This window comes from Planktothrix mougeotii LEGE 06226 (assembly GCF_015207485.1).
Lineage (GTDB): Bacteria > Cyanobacteriota > Cyanobacteriia > Cyanobacteriales > Microcoleaceae > Planktothrix.
Window position 1 is genome coordinate 1 of sequence record NZ_JADEWU010000064.1, and the last position, 17,680, is coordinate 17,680.

The window sequence follows — 17,680 nt, forward strand, 5'->3', positions numbered from 1 at the left end:
GGGACAAGGGGAGAGGGGGAGAGAAGATGTTAATATGGTTATTAAAAGTCATAAGTGTATAAAATTCCGAAAATTAAATCAATTGCCAAAATTCCTGTTATAAACTGGGGGGAAAAATGGGAGACATTAAAATTTTAATCGTGGAAGATGAGTTGCTAATTGCCAAGGGATTAGCCAAAAAATTAGAAAAATTAGAGTATGCTGTCGTTGGGATTGCGTCTTCGAGTGAATCAGCATTACAAAAAGTTGAAGAAACTCAACCAGATGTAATTTTAATGGATATTGTCATCAAAGGAGATTTAGATGGAATTGAAACGGCAAAACTCATTCAGGAAAAATTTAATATTCCTGTTATTTATGTAACCGCTTATGCCGATGATGAAACCTTAGAACGAGCCGAAGAAACAGAATCCTATGGATATATTCTAAAACCGTTTAAAGAGCGAGAAGTTCATGCCGCTATTAAAATAGCATTAAAAAAACATCAATCTACATTAAAAATGCAGGAATCTTTAAAAGAGGCGCAAGCCGTTACCGATGAAAAATCTCGGTTTTTATCCATTGCTTCCCACGATTTAAAAACTCCCTTAACCGCCATTCAAATGTCTGCTGGAATGTTAAAGGATTATAGTGATAAATGGACGGAAGACAAAAAGCAAAAACATTTAGATCGGATTCAAACGTCCGTCAGCAATATGAACAATCTTTTAGAAGAGTTGTTAATTTTAAGTCGGGCTGAATCTGGAAAACTAATCTTTAACCCAGAACCGACTCAAGTTGTGGCGTTTTGTCAATCTATTATCGAGGAAATAAAACCCCTTGCTCAGGCTGGACATCGAGTTTTATTCATGAGTTCTCAAGAAGTCATACACGGAAATTTAGATAAACCTTTACTGCGCCATATTTTAATAAATTTGTTATCGAATGCGATTAAATATTCCCCTAATGGCGGTACAGTCAGCTTAAAAATTCATCAAGATGGTAAATTTATTTGGTTTGAAATCGCAGATGAAGGCATTGGTTTACCGATGGATTATCAAGCTAAACTCTTTCAACAATTTGAACGGGCTTCTAACGTGGGTAACATTAAGGGGACGGGGTTAGGATTATCCATTGTGAAACAAGCTGTTGATTTACACCAAGGTCAAATTAAAGTTGAAAGTGAAGTCGGAAAAGGAACAATATTTACCGTCACACTCCCCTTATAAATTATCATGATCTTTTCAGATTCTAACGACGGCGTAAGACCTCTAAAAGTGTTGTTAACCGATGAGGGATAGGGGCGATCGCTTCAATTTTTTCTCCCGAAATCGGATGATTTAACGTTAATTTCCAAGCATGAAGAGCTTGTCCAGGTAAATTCACCTTGATTGCTTTTCCTCGACTATATTCAGGATCACCGACAATGGGATTTCCCATAAACGCACTATGCACCCGGATTTGATGGGTACGTCCCGTTTCTAAGGTAAATAACATTAACGTATAGTTCCCGATGCGCTCTTGAATTTGCCAATGGGTAACGGCTTCTCGTCCTCCTTTTTCGAGGGGAACAATTGCCATTTTTTTGCGATCAATCGGATGACGACCGATAGGTTGATTAATGGTTCCTGATTCGGTTTTTGGAACGCCATAAACCACCCCTAAATATTGACGACGGGCGGTTTTTTCTTTAATTTGAGCTTGTAAACTTTGTAAAGCAAAATCCGTTTTGGCCACCACCATCGCCCCAGTGGTATCCTTATCTAAACGATGCACAATTCCAGGGCGTTGTACCCCGCCAATTCCTGCTAATTGATCACAATGAGCTAATAACGCATTAACTAAGGTATCATTCTGATGTCCCGGTGCGGGATGAACCACTAACCCTGCTGGTTTATTCACAATTAATAGACAATCATCTTCATATAAAATATCCAGGGGAATATCTACAGCTTCCAGTTCTAAAGGTTGGGGTGGGGGAAGAATAATTTCTAAGCGATCGCCCGTTTGCACAGACAGTTTTTTAGTGGTACAAACTTGTTCATTAACTTTCACCCATCCCTGACTAATTAAGGTTTGAATTCGAGAACGGGACAGATCAGAAATTTGTTGAGATAACCACAGATCTAACCGTCGATTTTGTTGATCGGGAGGTAAATTTTTTGCATCTACCGTTAACTGAATTAAAGTGGAATCATTCATTATTTTGCAAAGGTTTATTTTCCAGAGTAATCTCTAATTTATCTAAGGTTATACCCAAACTTTGGTATAAATTGGTTAAGGCATTTAGATATTCTATTTTAGCATTTAATTCATCATTTTGAGCTTGAGTTAAATCCGATTGAAATCGGACTAAATCAACAAGGGAAGATCCTTCTACCCCTAACTCAACTTTATCTTTCTCGTTGCGAAGTTGTTCTTCAGCTAACTGGGTGGCACGTTTAGATAACTCAACTTTTTTCCAAGTAGCTTCAATATCTTGTAACCTCTGACTCACATCAATCTCAATTTTTTGAGATGCTTCCGTTAAGTTATTTTGGGCTTGCAAAACATCGATCCGACTGCGTTGAAAATCACGTTCTAAGGTTCGATCACCCAAGGTTTTACTAAAAACTAATCCGGCTCTTAAATCCGTTTGATTGTCAATAATATCCGGTGCTGGTTCATGTCTTACCTCCGTTTTAAAATCGATATTCCATCGACGGTTATTTTCAGCAACAACTAATTGGGTTTTAAATATTTCTAAATTTAATCTGGCTTGTAAATAATTGGGCTGGTTCTCAAAGCCTAACTGTTTAACTTCACTAGGCTCCAAAATTTGGGGTTGAATTTCTAAATTTTCAGACGCTATAATATTAACATCCTCATCAATATCTAATAATTCCAATAAATTAAGGCGTTGCTGGTTTAAATTATTCTGGGCATTTAATAAAGAAATTTCTTGATTAGCAACGCGAGTTTGTACCGTAATTAAGTCGGCTCTCGGTCTGCGTCCAGCCTCAATAAAAACTTGGGTATTTTCGACTTGCTGTTGTGCAATAATTAAAGATTGTTGCTCAATTTTAAGTTGTTCTTGCGCTTGCAGTAAATTGCGATAAGCTAAAATGGTTTCGGTAATTTTATCAATTAAAATTGATTTTAAATTGAGTAAATTAATTGTTTCTTGAATTCGGGCAATTTCAACGGAAGCTCGATTAACCGTTTCACCGGCACCCCTTAATAAAGGTTGGTTAAAAACGACTGCTAAATTTTGTCTTAAAACATCTTGATCAGAAAACCCTGAACCTTGATAATTTCTCTGTTGTCTTTGTCCAGTCCACTCCAAATTAAGCGCTCCTCCTGTGGGAATTCTAACAAAGACTTTTGCTGATAAGATTAAACCACGAGTCATTGTTGTTAGATTTCCCTGAGTAATATTATCCCATCCAATCGCTAAACTGGGTGTAAAATCAGGATTAAATTTATCTTCAGCGACGGCTAAATTCTGACGTTCTACAATTCGTTCTAAATATTGATTTTTAATCGTGCGGTTATTTTCTAACGCTAAAATAATCACATCCTGCAAGGTTAATTCAACTCCATCTTGTTCAGAAACAACGGGAACGGGAGAAGCAGGTTGAAGATTAGAAGGCTGTTGGGTCAACATTTGATATTGAGGACGACTAGCCGTTAAATTTAAAGGGGTCATACTATTCTCAATACTTTCAATAGTCGTCTCAACTTCAGAAACATTATTGTCTTCAGTTAAAGCTTGAGGACTCGGATTTAAAATATTAATATTCTCATCTAATAAATTAGGAGGGATGGAGGAATATTGCTCAAGGCTAAGTTCTTCTAATAATGGAAGAGAAGGGTTAGATTGAACGTGAGGTGTAGGGATTAAATTTCCCATCATATCGGCTGGAAGATCCCCCGAAATTGGTTGAGAAATTGGATTAAGAGGGGGTAGAGATGGGGAAGTGGAAATTGGGGGAGAAAACCATTCTAGCTTTGAGGAAAGAGCAGAAGATTCAGGATTTATAGGTTTAGAAGGAAGTGCCATTACTACAATTCCCCCTAAACCTGATATTAAAGTTAGAATCATCCCCAAAGGTAACAAATTTAAGGGTTCAGATTCTTCCCCAGGTTCAGGGTTGAGTGATGATTCTAACTCTAAATTTTTTGGTTTCTTCATAACCCTCAAACCCTCGTTTTGTTAACAATTTATATTCTGCCCTATTCTCCTCTTAAAGCTTTCACTGGGTCAAGTTGACTGGCGCGTAATGCGGGGAAAAATCCGGCTCCCACTCCCACTAATATAGCTGAACTTAGGGAAAATATAGCGGTTTTACGTTCAAATTCATAGGGTAGCTTAAATTGTTCTGCGATAACAACCGTCGCCCCATGAACTGTGACAATGGCAATTATTCCCCCGATTAAACTTAAAATAGCGGCTTCTAAAATAAATTGCAACATAATATCTAATTGCGTCGCTCCGATCGCCCGTCGTAATCCAATTTCTGGAGTTCTTTCGATCACCGATGCAATAGTAATATTAGCAATACCAACCCCTCCGACAATTAACGCGATCGCACCGACCACTAATAAAGCTTTAGAAACAGAATCTAAGGTTTTTTGCTGTTCTAAAATATCCTCAATTGTATTCCACGTTCTAAACTTATACCCAATAAACCGTTGTTCTAATATTTTTTTAGCTTGTTTCTCTAAAGTCTCTAAATCTTCAATTTCATAGGGACGTAACCACATCATTCTAATATTTTTTCTGCCTGTAATTGCACTATAAATTGCCATCGGAATATACAAAGAGCCCGTTGGTTCTTGCTCCTGGCTTTGTTGAGTAGCAACAATCCCAATCACAGTATAAGGTCTAAAATTAAGATAAATACTTTTTCCTAAAGGATTGATTTTTTCAAAGAGTTTATCAGCCAAAAATTGATCAATAATAATGACAGGTTTATAGGTTTCAAAATCATTAGAAGTAAAATCCCGTCCAGCCACTAACTTACGTCCTGATGTGTTTAAAAAATCGATTGTTGTAGCTATAGCAGAAGGATTAGCTTGCTGATTTTGAAAAATAACCTGTTGATCTCTCATCCAGTTTATGCCAATAATAGAGCGTAAAGATTTCAACTGTTGTTTTAATATTTTTAGATCTTCTAAAGTCAGTTGTGCAGACTCTTTTGTAATAGGATTCCAATCTGGAAATATACGAATTTGTGGCGCATCTCGTTCAGCTAATTGTTGCTCAATGACCCCACGGCTAATATTACCGACTTGCAAGGTTGCATTCACCGCAGCCACCCCCATAAATACCCCAATTCCTGATAAGAAAGAACGGACGGGATTGCCTAATAAAGAACGACAACTTAATCCGATTAAACTCAAGATAGAAAGACCCATAATTCTGTATTTTTATTGGAATTGTTCTTTACTCTCCTCTTAATGCTTTTACTGGGTCAAGTTGACTGGCGCGTAATGCGGGGAAAAATCCGGCTCCCACTCCCACTAATATAGCTGAACTTAGGGAAAATATAGCGGTTTGGCGTTCAAATTGATAGGGTAACTTAAATTGTTCTGCGATCACAACTGTTACAGCATGAACTGTGACAATGGCAATTATTCCCCCGATTAAACTTAAAATAGCGGCTTCTAAAATAAATTGCAACATAATATCTAATTGGGTTGCGCCTACCGCACGCCGTAATCCAATTTCTGGAGTTCTTTCGATTACTGATGCAATGGTAATATTAGCAATACCAACCCCTCCGACCATTAAAGCGATCGCACCGACAACTAATAAGGCTTTAGAAACAGAATCTAAGGTTTTTTTCTGTTCTAAAATTTTCTCAGCCGTATTCCAAGCTCCAAATTTATACCCGATAAAGCGTTGTTCTAATATTTTTTTAGCTTGTTTTTCTAAAGTCTCTAAATTTTCAATTTCGTAGGGACGTAATTGCAAAGTATTGATTTCTTTGTGTCCTGTAATAGCACTATAAATTGCCATGGGGAGATAAATAACACCTCTTGGCTCTTCCTCCCATATCGGTTTAGATACAACAATTCCAACGACAACATAAGGTCTAAAATCAATATAAATAGTTTGTCCTAATGATTGATTTTTTTTAAAGATTTTATTAGATAAAAATTGATCAATAATAACAACATTTTGATAGTTGTTAAAGTCACGGCTAGTGAAAGAACGACCCGCTACTAATTTACGCCCTAATGTGCTTAAAAAATCAATTGTTGTGGCTATAGCAATCGGATTAGCTTGCTGATTTTGAAAAAAAACCTCTACAGAGTATCTGTAATTCATGCCACTAATAGATTTTAACCCTTTTAACTGTTTTCGTAAAATTTTTACGTCTTCTAAACTGAGTTGTGCAGAATCTTTAGTAATGGGGTTCCAATCTCCATAGATGGCAATTTGTGGTGCATCTCGTTCAGCTAATTGTTGTTCAATCACCCCACGGCTAATATTCCCGACTTGCAAAGTTGCATTCACCGCAGCCACCCCCATAAAGACCCCAATTCCTGATAAGAAAGAACGGACGGGATTGCCTAATAAAGAACGACAACTTAATTGAACTAAACTCAGAATAGAAAGACCCATAATCTTTTTACAAAATTAGTTCCATCATAGGTTTAATTCGACATTAACTCATTCAATTTATCACGAACTGCTTGAATATCTTGCCACATTAACCATTTCGGTGATCCGGTTTCACGGGAAGGATTTCTTAATAAATAAGCGGGGTGAAAAATCGGCATACATAATCGACCCTCCCATTCCATCCATTGCCCCCTAATTTTAGTAATTCCCCGTTTATCGCCTAAAATAGATTTTACCGCCGTTGCTCCCGTTAATAAAATAATTTTAGGATTCACTAAACGAATTTGTTCTAATAAATAAGGTTTGCAAGCTTCCATTTCTTGAGGCGTTGGAGTGCGATTATTGGGAGGACGACAACGAATTGCATTAGAAATATAAACCTCTTGATCGGTACTTAAACCAACGGATTCTAAAATTTTTTCTAACAGTTGTCCTGAACGTCCGACAAAGGGTAAACCCTGTTCATCTTCATTTTGACCGGGTGCTTCCCCCACAATCATAATTGGTGCTTGAATATGACCTCGACCGATAACCGCATGGGTACGATTTTGTCCTAATTCACAGCGATAACAATGATTACAATGGTTAGAAATTTCTTCTAAAGTTTGATAAGTCCCGACAGGAATCGGAATTTTAGCATCAGTCGGAATTAAATCTCGATTAAAATTCGATGACACAGACGGAGGGGAAGGTTCAGAATTGTTGAAATCGAATAAACTCAATTGTTCGTGATCAGACATAGTAAGGGTGTTGACGGTTGACTGTTGACGGTTAATTTTTCACCGACAACCAACACTATTTTAATGGCAGGCGGAATTTCTGATGTTGCAACTCTTGACTGTAACCGTCATTATAGAGGTGATGCGATTGCCGAGGGCAAGCAGTTGATGTTATCCATACCCCTATTTCGAGATCGAACTCATGCTGGTGAGGAACTCGCAAAAGAGATTGTGTTACAGATGAGTTTTGACAGCCCCCAGGAGGAGCAGAAAATTGTTGTTTATGCCTTACCTCGTGGGGGTGTACCCGTTGCGGTTCCCATTGCTCAACGTTTACAATCTCCGTTGAGTGTGATTGTTGCTAAAAAAATTACCCTCCCCGATAACCCAGAATTGGCTTTGGGTGCAGTTACATCCGATGGTCAAGTTCTGTGGTCAAAACGAAAACCCCCCAATCTTAGCCTGCAACAGAGGATGTTACAGGAGGCTCAAACCAAAGCACAACAAGCCTGGGAACAGTTATCTCCCAGTTGTCCCCCAGTGGCCCCTCACGGAGCTTTGGCGCTGGTGGTCGATGATGGGATAGCCACTGGAATGACAATGGCTGTCGCGGCGAAGGCGTTAAAAGCGTATCAACCCCTGGGGATTTGGATTTGTGTTCCCGTCGCGCCCTTGGAATTAATGCCTTATATGCAGGAATGGTGCGATCGCGTGATTGTGTTAGAAACTCCCCATCCGTTTTTTAATGTTAGTCGGTTTTATGAAGAGTTTGAGCAAGTCGAAACCCAAACCGCCTTATCGCAACTGCAACACCAAATCTGGCTACAATGAATAACAATTTACAGTTCTCGATTAACCATCATGAGAAGTTGGCGCATTTGGTGGCAAACTTTTGTCTTTTCAACCCAATATAATCCCCCTCAGTTTGTTGAGGTGTTGATGTTACTCTTAGGCATCCTTTTACTGTTCCTTTGGAGTTTGACCGCACAGTGGCCTTATTTGGTTTTGTCTCTGAGTTATGTTGCGGGATCATCAACATCAATGTTAATTCGAGAAGCTCTGATTCCTTCCCCTCATCTGCAACTGACCCAAGGTTTAGCCATCGTCTTATTAATACTCAGTGCTTACACGTTAATTGATTTAGTCGGATGAAACACTGCCCGGAATTTCATATAAAATTAAACGATTTCCCATCGGATCATAAGCATAAATTTCTCGACCATGAGAAGCCGTTATAATCTCTCCGGGGGGTGGATATCCCAGACGTTTTAAATGGGCGATCGCAGCTTCTAAATCCTGCACTTCCAAACACAAACTCATTCCGGTTTTCCCCCCTGAAGAAAATTCAGAAATATGGGTCGGTTTAGGTTGAAAAATTCCCAATCTTAAACTCGGTAACTGAAATTCTGCATAACGATGGGGAATATGAGAAACGGGCTCTATTCCCAACAAGTGAGCATAAAAGTTGACCAAAATTTCCATTTTAGGGTCAGCAAGGGTGACAAAAGCCTCTTGGCAGTGTAAAACCATAAAGGGAAGTAAAAATTTAATCACGCAATTGCCCTCAATATTAAACTTAAAGTCGAGAGCTTAAACAATGGGACGAATTTTTTTATCCGCAGGTCATGGAGGATTTGAAAATGGTGTAAGAGATCCGGGTACAATTGCAGGCGGGACAACGGAAGCCCAAGAAATGATTCGCATTCGGGATTTAGTCGTTAGTGAATTGCGATCAAAGGGGTTTCAAGTGATTGTGGTTCCTGATGATCTCAGCCAAACTCAAACCATTGATTGGATTAATGCTCATTCTCAATTTGGAGATGTAGCTTTAGAACTGCAAATGGGTGGATCATCTAACCCTTCTATTCGGGGAGTAACCGCTTTTTATATTGCGGGAAATTCCCAACGAAAAAAACAAGCGGAATCCATTTTATTATCCCTTTTGCAACAAGTTCCTCAACTTCCCAATCGAGGCGCAAAACCCGACACTGAAACGGGATTAGGAAGCTTAATTTTTATTCGTTGGATTGCGATTCCTTCCCTCTACTTAGAATTAGGATTCTTAACCAATCCCACTGATCGGGCTTTAATTCAAACCCGACGACGAGATATTGCTATTGGAATTACCAATGGATTAATCAGTTGGTTAAATCAGGACTCTACAACTCCGATTCCAACTGTTCCTCCCGGTACACCTGTTTATGGTTCTATTGGGATTAATATTAATGGTCGTCGCTATGGAGAAAATGGAATTTTAGTGAATGGAAATGCCTTTATTCCCATTGATTTAGTCGATAAATTAGGATTAAATTTATCTCAAATTTCTAATAGAGTCAGAAGAATTCGATACAATAATATTGTTTATATTCGTGCGATAGATTTAAGAAATTGTGGTATTTCTGTGAGTTGGGATAATCCCAATCGCAGTGTTGTTTTGCGTTCTAATATTCGCCCTTATAATAGTCAAATGGATCAGATTATGGGCAATGGGTTAACTACAGAAGTGCAATTGATTATGTTTATCAAAACCCAGGATTCTAATTTGATCAATAGCGTTCCTCAAATTGCCAAACTCTATCGAGAAGAAGCCAGTATTGAAGGGGTTAATCATGATATTGCCTTTTGTCAAATGTGTTTAGAAACCAACTTCTTACAATTTGGGGGAATCCTAAAACCTGAACAATATAATTTTGGCGGTTTAGGAAGTTTAGGAGGCGCCTCGGAAAGTGCGTCTTTCCCCACAGCAGAAATTGGAATCCGAGCCCATATTCAACATTTAAAAGCCTACGCCAGTCATGAACCTTTAGTACAAGATATTGTCGATCCTCGCTTTGAATTTGTCACCAGAGGAATCGCCCCCTATCTACAACAATTAAGCGGTCGCTGGTCAGACGATCCCACCTACGGCGATCAAATTTTAGCGTTAGTCAGAAGACTCTATGAACTATCAGGATTATTATAACAACACTTCGGACAGTTTGCGATCGCCTTCGGCTGGGTGGAGCCCATCGCAACAGTAGAATAAGGGTTCTAGGCTTTTACTCAAAAACTGTCCAGGGTATTGCTATAAGCATTTTAAATTTAATCAGTGCTCACCCACTCTCCTGTTGAGATGCGATCGCTATTAAGGATTTTGAAGCATTTTAAGTATATGTTTAGCTAAATTCTGATTAATTTCTCGATGTCTAGCAATAGGTTGTGAAATCTTTGTCATCGGATTTTGATACCAATCATGGTTTCCACCATGTCTAATAAAAACACAGCCCATTTCTTCTAATTGTTTAATTAAATCCCTCCTTTTCATAATAACTCTAACTCTGCAACTTTTCTAACAGAAGGAATATTATTGCTACTAAATTCGTGATACAAGTCTAATAAATTTTGTTTTAATTCTTCTAAAGAAATTCCTTGAGTCCAATAATCAGGATATTCTTCTAAGTAACCAAGAAACATATCCTCATCTTGCCAATAAATGTATTTTTGCTTATCCATTGCTTTAATGTTAATTTTGATAGCTATGCCAAATATTATATCAACAAAATAATGAAATTAAGAACTTTTGCGATCGCTCTTTTGGGTGTAGGGAAGTTGATGGTGCGATGCCGACAAGCGGTAGCTACGCCCTCACGCTCGGTCGAACTCACGTTAATCAGGATACAGTCCCTAATATATTGATTATCAATTATTCCCATAAGGTAGATCAAGATTGACCTCCTGCTCCCAATGGAGATCAATCAGATCGTCCGGTTCTCCTAAAATAACATGAGGACGATATACCAAGTTCTGTAACTTCTCTAACTTTTCTACGGGGACAATGCGGAGACGTTTCCCCCCCCGATCAATTTCCAAAGGTATCCCTGTTCTTAAAATCTCGTCGAGCAAATTGTCAAGATTACCTTGTAATTCCTTTGGTGTAACACTTTTCATTTTTTTCTCCTTGTATAGATTATATTATATGAAATCTAATTATAAATGCTACAGATGATTCCCCCTAACCCCTTTAAAAAAAGGAGGTTTTGGAGGATCATTAAGGGATGGAATATTACTATCAACAGCAAACCCATTACGCCTCTTTAACAAATCGAATAATTTCTCGAACATGATTGAGAAATTGACCATCAGCACTTAATTGAGCGATCGCATTTTTGGCTTCTCTTTCTAAACGCTGATGTTCCGATTGATTCGTCGCTTTTAACGTTTCTAAATTAGCTGTTAAATTCGTTAAACCTTCACGAATAGCTTGGCATTTTTGTTCTTGCTGAGTCGCCCAAGAATCAGGATATTTGAGATTCAATTTTCTCTCTAACTCTTTTAAGGTTGTTTCCAAAATTTCAAAGCGATTTCGCAGTTCTACAACATCCTCACGGGGATAGGAAAATTGACGACGAACCATTGCTAATCGAGTGGCTAAATATTGATAAGCACGCACCGAAGGCCGTAAAATTGTTAATAGTAAAGCCGCACCTGCACCCCAATAACCCACCACACTAATTCCTAACCAAGCTAACCCATAAAGTCCGACAGTGGATAACAAATGTAAACCCAAAGCAACCCAAAGAGAACGTTGAGCTAACTGAGTGACATATTGAACTTGTTGTTCTTCAACAAAAATTCCCTTTTTTTTCGATTCTTCGGCTTCTGCTAAGACTTCTTTCGCCTCAAAATGAACATTCCAAGGAACCGTTACAATCAACAATAACCACCAAAAAACCGCACAACCAATCACCCAATCTAAAAAGCTTCCCGCCGGAATATGTAACCATTGTAAAACACTAAAAGTCAGTAACAAAATCACAGTTAATCCTAAACCAAAATCCCCATAATTAAACTGTATTCTCATAAAAATTCAACCCTCCTCAATAATTAGTAGGGTGCGTAAGCAACGCGCACGCACCAAAAACCCTAAATATTCGGTCAAGTCATAGACTATTGACCCTCACAACGTCAATTCACCCCACTTCTGTTCCCCGATTATGAAGAAAAATAGTAATATTTTGATATCCACTGTGACACTTCTTAAAGCTTCATACCCTTGAGTTAGGATAAAATTAGGTTTAAACCTTCACTTCTCTAAAATTTTACCAATGATCGAGAAAAAAGGAAAAGTTTATTTAATGGGGGCTGGGTTAGGAGAAATTGCTTATCTAACCTTACAAGCTCAAGCATTACTCTCCCAAGCAGAAGTCATAATTTATGATGCTTTAGTTGATGACTCTATTTTAACATTAATTCAGGCAAATTGTTTAAAAATTAATGTAGGAAAACGAGGCGGACAGCCAAGCACTCCCCAAGCAGAAATTAATCAATTATTAGTCGAATATTGTCTGCGAGGAAAACAAGTTATTCGTTTAAAAGGAGGCGATCCGTTTATTTTTGGGCGTACCACTTCCGAAATTCAAACCTTAATAGAAGCTCAATGTAACTTTGAAGTCATCCCCGGACTTTCATCCGCTTTAGCCGCACCAACTCTCGCCTATATTCCCCTAACAGACCCGGTAATGAGTCGTTGCTTTGCAGTCATGACCGCCCATGATTTAGAAGCCTTAGATTGGCAAATTGTTTCGCAAATTGAAACCTTAGTGATTTTAATGGGAGGACGAAATTTAGCTGAAATTGTCCATCAACTTCTCCGCCATGAACGACTACCCCAAACCCCCATTGCTATTATTAAATCTGGGGGTTGTCCTCAACAACAAGTTTGGATCGGTACATTAAATGATATTGTAGAAATAACAGCCCATGAATCTTTATCTCCCTGTGTGATTGTAGTAGGTGAAGTCGTGCGCTTGCGAGATTTCCTTAACCCTACCCAACACTCTTGGCAATTCAATCAACCCCTAGAAAATTCTATTTTAAATCAGAATATTATGAATAAACCGCTATTGGGTAAAACAATATTAATTACTCGTTCTGCTGAACAATCCAGTCAATTTAGTGACTTATTAAAAGCACAGGGCACAACGGTGATAGAAATGCCAGCTTTAGTGATTACTCCTCCCTCCAGTTGGGATAGTTTAGATCAAGCCATTGAACAGTTAGAAAAAGGGTCTGAAAATCATTTTGATTGGTTAATTTTAACCTCTTCTAATGGCGTTGAATACTTTTTCAATCGGTTAATGGCTCTTGGAAAAGATATCCGTAGTTTAGGTCAAACTAAAATAGCCGTTGTTGGTAAAAAAACCGCAGCCAGTTTACAAGAACGTTGTTTAAAACCAGATTTTATTCCCCCAGATTTTGTTGCAGATTCACTGGTTGAACATTTCCCTGAATCTTTAGACGGTAAAAGAATTTTATTTCCTAGAGTGGAAACCGGAGGACGGGAAGTTTTAGTTCAGGAATTAACCGCAAAAGGCGCAACAGTTGTGGAAGTAGCGGCTTATGAATCTGGCTGTCCTGAAAGTATTCCTTGTGAAGTTTTAGAAGCGTTACAAAGTCAAAAAATAGATGTGATTACCTTTGCAAGTTCTAAAACCGTTAAAAATTTTTGTCAGTTAATTCAAGTGCTCCCTGAACACACTTTACCCCCCAATTATTTAGACTCAATTTGTATTGCTTCTATTGGCCCCCAAACCTCTAAAAGTTGTATCAATTTATTAGGACGGGTAGACATTGAACCTCAAGAATATACCTTAGAAGGATTAACCCAAGCGATTATTAATTATTCAGTTAGTTCTGCCTGCTAATTCTCGACTTAAATGACTTTAAAAAGGAGGTAATTATGGACATTAGCTCATGTAATCCTATCCATTCTCAAGTTTTACGATTGTTCATTAATGCTGATATTGTTGCTAGAGACAAAAACGGCAACCCGGTCTTACTGGTTGATATTAAAACCAGCACAAAAGATGCCCAAATCAATACCAAAATTACAGATTTATTAGCACAAGCTCATGGTAATATTCCATTTGGGATGTTAGCTGATCTCGAAAAAATCAGTATTTTTAAATGGGGAACTGAGCATTGGCTGGAGCCTATTTGTGTATTGACTACAGCAAACCAATCTGAAGTTGTAATTACTCGCAATGGTTTACCCATTGTTAGAATTGTTCCCTGTCAAACTACACCAATAAAAAAACATTACCCACTCAGAGGAAAACCAATTACTATTGCTAGTGATTTTGATAATTTTGTAATTTAGAATAATGACACAACTCCGTCCAACTGATGATGAAATTTATCAGCAGATAACCACCATAGCTAGTTCATTTAAACTCTTTGAATGCGAACCTTGCGCCCAAGCTATTCAGGAATTTTTAATTAATTCGAGAATTTCGGGTAAACTGATTAAATTATACACAGGTCGAGAACAAGGAAAATATGGTAATATTTACCATGATCAACTGCAACGAAATATTGCTACTAATGGTCGTCATCAAGGAGTTGCTGTAGAATTGAATGGGATTGAACTTGTCTTTGACAATCTCCATACCCAAGGAATTAGTAGACAAGAATGGCTGAATAACTTTTACTGTATTGCCATAGACTTAGGTAGTGGTTTTGAAATTACAGAAATAGAATTTTAGTTCTAACGATGGAGGTAAAATCATGATTAGCTTTTACGAATTGATTGATAAAATTAAACAAAGACCAGCTTTATATTTAGGAAAAGCATCCCTTAGTCAATTTCAGACCTTTTTAGATGGCTATACTTTTGCTTTACGTCAAGTGAATATTCCGGTTAGTCAAGAAGAACAGGAATTTGAGCAATTTCAGGAGTGGATTGAAACCAAATTTAATCAACCTTCTACTCAACATTGGAGTCGAATAATTCTATTTTATTCCGAAGATGAAAGAGATGCACTAGATAGATTTTTTGAACTATTTAATGAATTTATTAATGAGAAAAAAATATCTTCACCTCAGTTAAAGTCGGAAGTTATGAGCAAGATTTAAAGAGCAAAGCACTGATTAAAACATTCGTATCGATGACAAATCTATTCGTCATTGTCATCTGCTAAAATGTCTTGTAAAATTTCTGGTGTTAAGCCTCGCTGTTGTGCTTTGTCTGAAATTTCTGCCATCACCTCAGTCAAAGTTTTGCTGTATAACTTTTCTCTCAAAAACAATTGAATAATATGACTTAGCTGTTTCTGAATTTCAGGGTTAGCCTGTTCAAATACCGCTTTAATTTCTTCATCAACTTGCAGAATAATACTAGCCATAGTTTTCTTTATAATTGGCAATTTTAATTGATTGTCTCGTAAAATTATAGCACAATATCACCCCCTCAAACAACTGAAACTCACCCACAACTTGTTGATCAGCACAGATAGGAGGGGCTAAAGCCTAACTACAAACATTCTCCTATTTTTAAACTAAAGATTTTTTTCTGGCTGAGTCAAATAATCTAAACCCTAGTTGTAATAGTCTTCACGGTAGCATTAGGATGAGCATAGACACTATAGGCTAACCAACTGGAATCACCTTGACAGACATCTTTAATTGCTAGACGACTGGATAACATCGCTTGAGCAACGGTTTTACCCCTCAATAACTCCTGATAAAACTGTTTAGCAAATACTAAGGCACAACCATCACTAACAGGCCATAATGGAGCTAAAAATAAACCTGCACCCATCCCAATTAAATGATTAGGCCATCCCCCTAATCCTCTTAAAGCCCAAGATTGACGGCCACTATGACAGGAGTTAAAGACAAATGCAGGTCGTGTTTTTTGGATATGGCTTTCAATTTTTGGATTGAAAAAATCATCTAACGTTAAATTGTCTGCATTTTCTAACATAATAGCTGAAGGATCATCCGGTGTGTTGTTGTTAAAATTACCATGAGAAGCTATATGAAACCAATTATAACCACTGGTTTCTAATAGTTTCCAAATATCTGATAAGTAACAATCTTTAGGACTAACATTATTAATGTTATGTTTCTCGCTTAATTGTTCTAAAAATTGTTTTTCTTCTTGAGCCTTGATCAGTTGAGCCGCGACGGGTGCTAGACAAGCAAGTTTATTGAAATGGATTTGAGATGGGGGGAGTTGATGAGTATTTCCTTGTAAATCATTTCTTAACCATCGGGTTAACTGCATACTAATACACCAAGGAACTTTATCTTCCCATTCAGGGTTCTTGTTATAAGGCCAAACTAATTCCCAAGGAATATAAGGTTCATCGGAAACAATTAATAGGGTTTTGCCCTGCCATTTTTCCGGGTGTTCTAAATAATCTTTTTTGAGTTCATCTGGTAAGATAAAATTCCACAATTTATGTCCTATTTGTTTGATGCGACGATCCATCTCTGCATTATTCCCATTTGTTGGGGCTTCTACTCGTTTTACTCTTAAGGTATTTCGGTTAAATAAATTGGTGATTTTGCTGTATAATGTGTCAGCATAAGTTTCTAAATCTCCCATTAAATTAACCGGAGCGTAATCTTTCGGTAAACCATCACGATATAAAGTGTAACGTAGCGATCGCTCATTTCCCAGTCGGTCATATTTAACATAAAGAATCAAATCAGAGGGTTTACTCTCAACAAGAGCAGCTAATTGTGTTTGAGGAAGGAAAATAGATTCACTACTAACTTCATAAGCCGTAATTTCTATTTTGGTACTGGTTGCGCCAATCAGATGTTCCCCCTGGAAAAATTCAAAATTAAGGGTATGATATCCGGTAATATCTTTGGGTTTTAGATCAAAAACTACAGGACTAGAATCACCATTAGGTTTGAGAGTAATCGGTTGTTGAGGTTTATTAATACAATCAAATGCAGGTGCATCTAAATGGACGATTACAGGGAGATTTTCGCTAGTAATATTTAATTGTTCTACCGGAGCATCACTATAAGGAGATGGTTGTAAAGTCAAGCGAACAACTACGGAAAATCGGTCAGTTTTTTTGCAGACGCGACGCGGGCAAGAAATATCGGTATAACGGGGTAATGCTGACGGTTTATTATTAACAATTTCAGTAGATTCAGGATGAGTTTGAGTAACAGAAATCAGACTTTTATTAAAAAAATTCCCTTCATCGAGCATAGTATCTTCATCGGTGTACTCCATTTTCTGCCAAATGACTACCTCTTTAGAAGATGAAGCAAAATTATCCTGCATCCATTTGATATATTCTTGGGGATTGATTTGTTCGGGTGAGTTAGTTACTTCTGGTATTCTCTTAATGTTTCTTTCAGCAATATCAGCACCTAATTTCTTCCGTTCGCCTGCTAGAGCTTTCTTAATTTCTGAATAAGATTGACACCAGGCTATAATTTTTTGGGAGATTTTGTCTAAATCTTCTTCAAGTTCAGATATGATTTGAGACAAACTTAAACGAGCTTCTTCTGAAAACAGATCCGGTTGATTTTTCCAGAGATTTTGGAAAGCTAATAAGTTTTGAGTCGGAAAATCCATAAT

The 17,680-nt window shown here is 37.7% G+C and carries 20 protein-coding genes; 8 read left to right on the top strand and 12 right to left on the bottom strand.

The features are described 5' to 3' along the window. The first annotated feature begins 116 nt into the window (after positions 1-116). The gene (locus IQ236_RS20820; protein ID WP_193871059.1) at positions 117-1,208 is read left to right on the top strand and encodes a hybrid sensor histidine kinase/response regulator; all 1,092 of its coding nucleotides are present in this window, start codon (positions 117-119) and stop codon (positions 1,206-1,208) included. Positions 1,209-1,230: 22 nt separating this feature from the next. Here IQ236_RS20820 and IQ236_RS20825 read toward each other — a convergent pair whose 3' ends face one another. Genes IQ236_RS20825 through IQ236_RS20845 form a run of 5 tightly spaced genes read right to left on the bottom strand, consistent with a single transcriptional unit; the run spans position 1,231 to position 7,332 of the window. Continuing rightward, entirely contained in the window at positions 1,231-2,181 is a 951-nt protein-coding gene (locus IQ236_RS20825) for an RluA family pseudouridine synthase (RefSeq protein WP_193871060.1), read from the bottom strand. After that, positions 2,174-4,153, bottom strand: coding sequence for a TolC family protein (locus IQ236_RS20830; protein WP_193871061.1), 1,980 nt, complete (start codon positions 4,151-4,153; stop codon positions 2,174-2,176). The genes IQ236_RS20825 and IQ236_RS20830 overlap by 8 nt, the downstream gene beginning before the upstream one ends. Positions 4,154-4,194: 41 nt before the next feature. After that, positions 4,195-5,379 (bottom strand): ABC transporter permease, encoded by a 1,185-nt coding sequence (locus IQ236_RS20835; RefSeq protein WP_193871062.1) that lies wholly within the window; start codon positions 5,377-5,379, stop codon positions 4,195-4,197. 28 nt (positions 5,380-5,407) lie between these two features. Continuing rightward, complete coding sequence (locus IQ236_RS20840; RefSeq protein WP_193871063.1) at positions 5,408-6,592, bottom strand: ABC transporter permease; 1,185 nt, start codon at positions 6,590-6,592, stop codon at positions 5,408-5,410. A gap of 32 nt (positions 6,593-6,624) precedes the next feature. Then, complete coding sequence (locus tag IQ236_RS20845) at positions 6,625-7,332, bottom strand: uracil-DNA glycosylase (RefSeq protein WP_193871064.1); 708 nt, start codon at positions 7,330-7,332, stop codon at positions 6,625-6,627. Positions 7,333-7,479: 147 nt separating this feature from the next. Here IQ236_RS20845 and IQ236_RS20850 point away from each other — a divergent pair, with 147 nt between their 5' ends. Further along, positions 7,480-8,142 carry a phosphoribosyltransferase gene (locus IQ236_RS20850; protein ID WP_193871080.1) on the top strand — a complete coding sequence of 221 codons (663 nt, stop codon included), beginning with the start codon at positions 7,480-7,482 and terminating at the stop codon, positions 8,140-8,142. Positions 8,143-8,172: 30 nt separating this feature from the next. Continuing rightward, on the top strand, positions 8,173-8,463 hold the full coding sequence (locus IQ236_RS20855) for a hypothetical protein (RefSeq protein WP_193871065.1): 291 nt from the start codon (positions 8,173-8,175) through the stop codon (positions 8,461-8,463). On the opposite strand, the gene IQ236_RS20860 is transcribed toward IQ236_RS20855, so the two are convergent. Continuing rightward, positions 8,452-8,841, bottom strand: a complete 390-nt coding sequence (locus IQ236_RS20860; RefSeq protein WP_193871081.1) for a VOC family protein — start codon at positions 8,839-8,841, stop codon at positions 8,452-8,454. The genes IQ236_RS20855 and IQ236_RS20860 overlap by 12 nt on opposite strands. Positions 8,842-8,908: 67 nt before the next feature. Here IQ236_RS20860 and tftA point away from each other — a divergent pair, with 67 nt between their 5' ends. Next, positions 8,909-10,273: a hormogonium tapered terminus morphoprotein TftA gene (gene tftA, locus IQ236_RS20865; RefSeq protein WP_193871066.1), complete on the top strand. Its 1,365-nt coding sequence runs from the start codon at positions 8,909-8,911 to the stop codon at positions 10,271-10,273. A 162-nt stretch (positions 10,274-10,435) separates the two neighbouring features. Here the strand turns inward: tftA and IQ236_RS20870 are convergent, their stop codons facing one another. From IQ236_RS20870 to IQ236_RS20885, 4 genes are all read right to left on the bottom strand, one after another. Beyond that, positions 10,436-10,615: a type II toxin-antitoxin system HicA family toxin gene (locus IQ236_RS20870; RefSeq protein ID WP_026788940.1), complete on the bottom strand. Its 180-nt coding sequence runs from the start codon at positions 10,613-10,615 to the stop codon at positions 10,436-10,438. Next, entirely contained in the window at positions 10,612-10,803 is a 192-nt protein-coding gene (locus IQ236_RS20875) for a hypothetical protein (RefSeq protein WP_083616607.1), read from the bottom strand. Before IQ236_RS20875 ends, IQ236_RS20870 begins: the two co-directional genes overlap by 4 nt. A gap of 186 nt (positions 10,804-10,989) precedes the next feature. Then, complete coding sequence (locus tag IQ236_RS20880) at positions 10,990-11,238, bottom strand: type II toxin-antitoxin system Phd/YefM family antitoxin (protein WP_193871067.1); 249 nt, start codon at positions 11,236-11,238, stop codon at positions 10,990-10,992. Between the two features lie 136 nt (positions 11,239-11,374). Then, entirely contained in the window at positions 11,375-12,151 is a 777-nt protein-coding gene (locus tag IQ236_RS20885) for a hypothetical protein (protein WP_193871068.1), read from the bottom strand. 244 nt (positions 12,152-12,395) lie between these two features. Between IQ236_RS20885 and cobA the strand changes: the two genes are divergently transcribed. Genes cobA through IQ236_RS20905 form a run of 4 tightly spaced genes read left to right on the top strand, consistent with a single transcriptional unit; the run spans position 12,396 to position 15,204 of the window. Next, positions 12,396-13,994 carry a uroporphyrinogen-III C-methyltransferase gene (cobA, locus tag IQ236_RS20890; protein ID WP_193871069.1) on the top strand — a complete coding sequence of 533 codons (1,599 nt, stop codon included), beginning with the start codon at positions 12,396-12,398 and terminating at the stop codon, positions 13,992-13,994. 35 nt (positions 13,995-14,029) lie between these two features. Further along, entirely contained in the window at positions 14,030-14,449 is a 420-nt protein-coding gene (locus IQ236_RS27875; protein WP_228041781.1) for a type II toxin-antitoxin system Phd/YefM family antitoxin, read from the top strand. Positions 14,450-14,453: 4 nt separating this feature from the next. Continuing rightward, positions 14,454-14,834 carry a papain fold toxin domain-containing protein gene (locus tag IQ236_RS20900; protein WP_193871070.1) on the top strand — a complete coding sequence of 127 codons (381 nt, stop codon included), beginning with the start codon at positions 14,454-14,456 and terminating at the stop codon, positions 14,832-14,834. 22 nt (positions 14,835-14,856) lie between these two features. Further along, positions 14,857-15,204 (top strand): hypothetical protein, encoded by a 348-nt coding sequence (locus IQ236_RS20905; protein WP_228041782.1) that lies wholly within the window; start codon positions 14,857-14,859, stop codon positions 15,202-15,204. A 41-nt stretch (positions 15,205-15,245) separates the two neighbouring features. Here the strand turns inward: IQ236_RS20905 and IQ236_RS20910 are convergent, their stop codons facing one another. Continuing rightward, on the bottom strand, positions 15,246-15,473 hold the full coding sequence (locus tag IQ236_RS20910) for a hypothetical protein (RefSeq protein ID WP_193871071.1): 228 nt from the start codon (positions 15,471-15,473) through the stop codon (positions 15,246-15,248). Between the two features lie 185 nt (positions 15,474-15,658). After that, positions 15,659-17,677, bottom strand: coding sequence for a CHAT domain-containing protein (locus IQ236_RS20915; RefSeq protein ID WP_193871072.1), 2,019 nt, complete (start codon positions 17,675-17,677; stop codon positions 15,659-15,661). Between the last annotated feature and the right edge of the window lie 3 nt (positions 17,678-17,680).

Coding starts and splice junctions, on each gene's coding strand:
- IQ236_RS20820 (WP_193871059.1), top strand. CDS start 117: ATGGGAGACATTAAAATTTTAATCGTGGAAGATGAGTTGCTAATTGCC.
- IQ236_RS20825 (WP_193871060.1), bottom strand. CDS start 2,181: ATGAATGATTCCACTTTAATTCAGTTAACGGTAGATGCAAAAAATTTA.
- IQ236_RS20830 (WP_193871061.1), bottom strand. CDS start 4,153: ATGAAGAAACCAAAAAATTTAGAGTTAGAATCATCACTCAACCCTGAA.
- IQ236_RS20835 (WP_193871062.1), bottom strand. CDS start 5,379: ATGGGTCTTTCTATCTTGAGTTTAATCGGATTAAGTTGTCGTTCTTTA.
- IQ236_RS20840 (WP_193871063.1), bottom strand. CDS start 6,592: ATGGGTCTTTCTATTCTGAGTTTAGTTCAATTAAGTTGTCGTTCTTTA.
- IQ236_RS20845 (WP_193871064.1), bottom strand. CDS start 7,332: ATGTCTGATCACGAACAATTGAGTTTATTCGATTTCAACAATTCTGAA.
- IQ236_RS20850 (WP_193871080.1), top strand. CDS start 7,480: ATGTTATCCATACCCCTATTTCGAGATCGAACTCATGCTGGTGAGGAA.
- IQ236_RS20855 (WP_193871065.1), top strand. CDS start 8,173: ATGAGAAGTTGGCGCATTTGGTGGCAAACTTTTGTCTTTTCAACCCAA.
- IQ236_RS20860 (WP_193871081.1), bottom strand. CDS start 8,841: ATGGTTTTACACTGCCAAGAGGCTTTTGTCACCCTTGCTGACCCTAAA.
- tftA (WP_193871066.1), top strand. CDS start 8,909: ATGGGACGAATTTTTTTATCCGCAGGTCATGGAGGATTTGAAAATGGT.
- IQ236_RS20870 (WP_026788940.1), bottom strand. CDS start 10,615: ATGAAAAGGAGGGATTTAATTAAACAATTAGAAGAAATGGGCTGTGTT.
- IQ236_RS20875 (WP_083616607.1), bottom strand. CDS start 10,803: ATGGATAAGCAAAAATACATTTATTGGCAAGATGAGGATATGTTTCTT.
- IQ236_RS20880 (WP_193871067.1), bottom strand. CDS start 11,238: ATGAAAAGTGTTACACCAAAGGAATTACAAGGTAATCTTGACAATTTG.
- IQ236_RS20885 (WP_193871068.1), bottom strand. CDS start 12,151: ATGAGAATACAGTTTAATTATGGGGATTTTGGTTTAGGATTAACTGTG.
- cobA (WP_193871069.1), top strand. CDS start 12,396: ATGATCGAGAAAAAAGGAAAAGTTTATTTAATGGGGGCTGGGTTAGGA.
- IQ236_RS27875 (WP_228041781.1), top strand. CDS start 14,030: ATGGACATTAGCTCATGTAATCCTATCCATTCTCAAGTTTTACGATTG.
- IQ236_RS20900 (WP_193871070.1), top strand. CDS start 14,454: ATGACACAACTCCGTCCAACTGATGATGAAATTTATCAGCAGATAACC.
- IQ236_RS20905 (WP_228041782.1), top strand. CDS start 14,857: ATGATTAGCTTTTACGAATTGATTGATAAAATTAAACAAAGACCAGCT.
- IQ236_RS20910 (WP_193871071.1), bottom strand. CDS start 15,473: ATGGCTAGTATTATTCTGCAAGTTGATGAAGAAATTAAAGCGGTATTT.
- IQ236_RS20915 (WP_193871072.1), bottom strand. CDS start 17,677: ATGGATTTTCCGACTCAAAACTTATTAGCTTTCCAAAATCTCTGGAAA.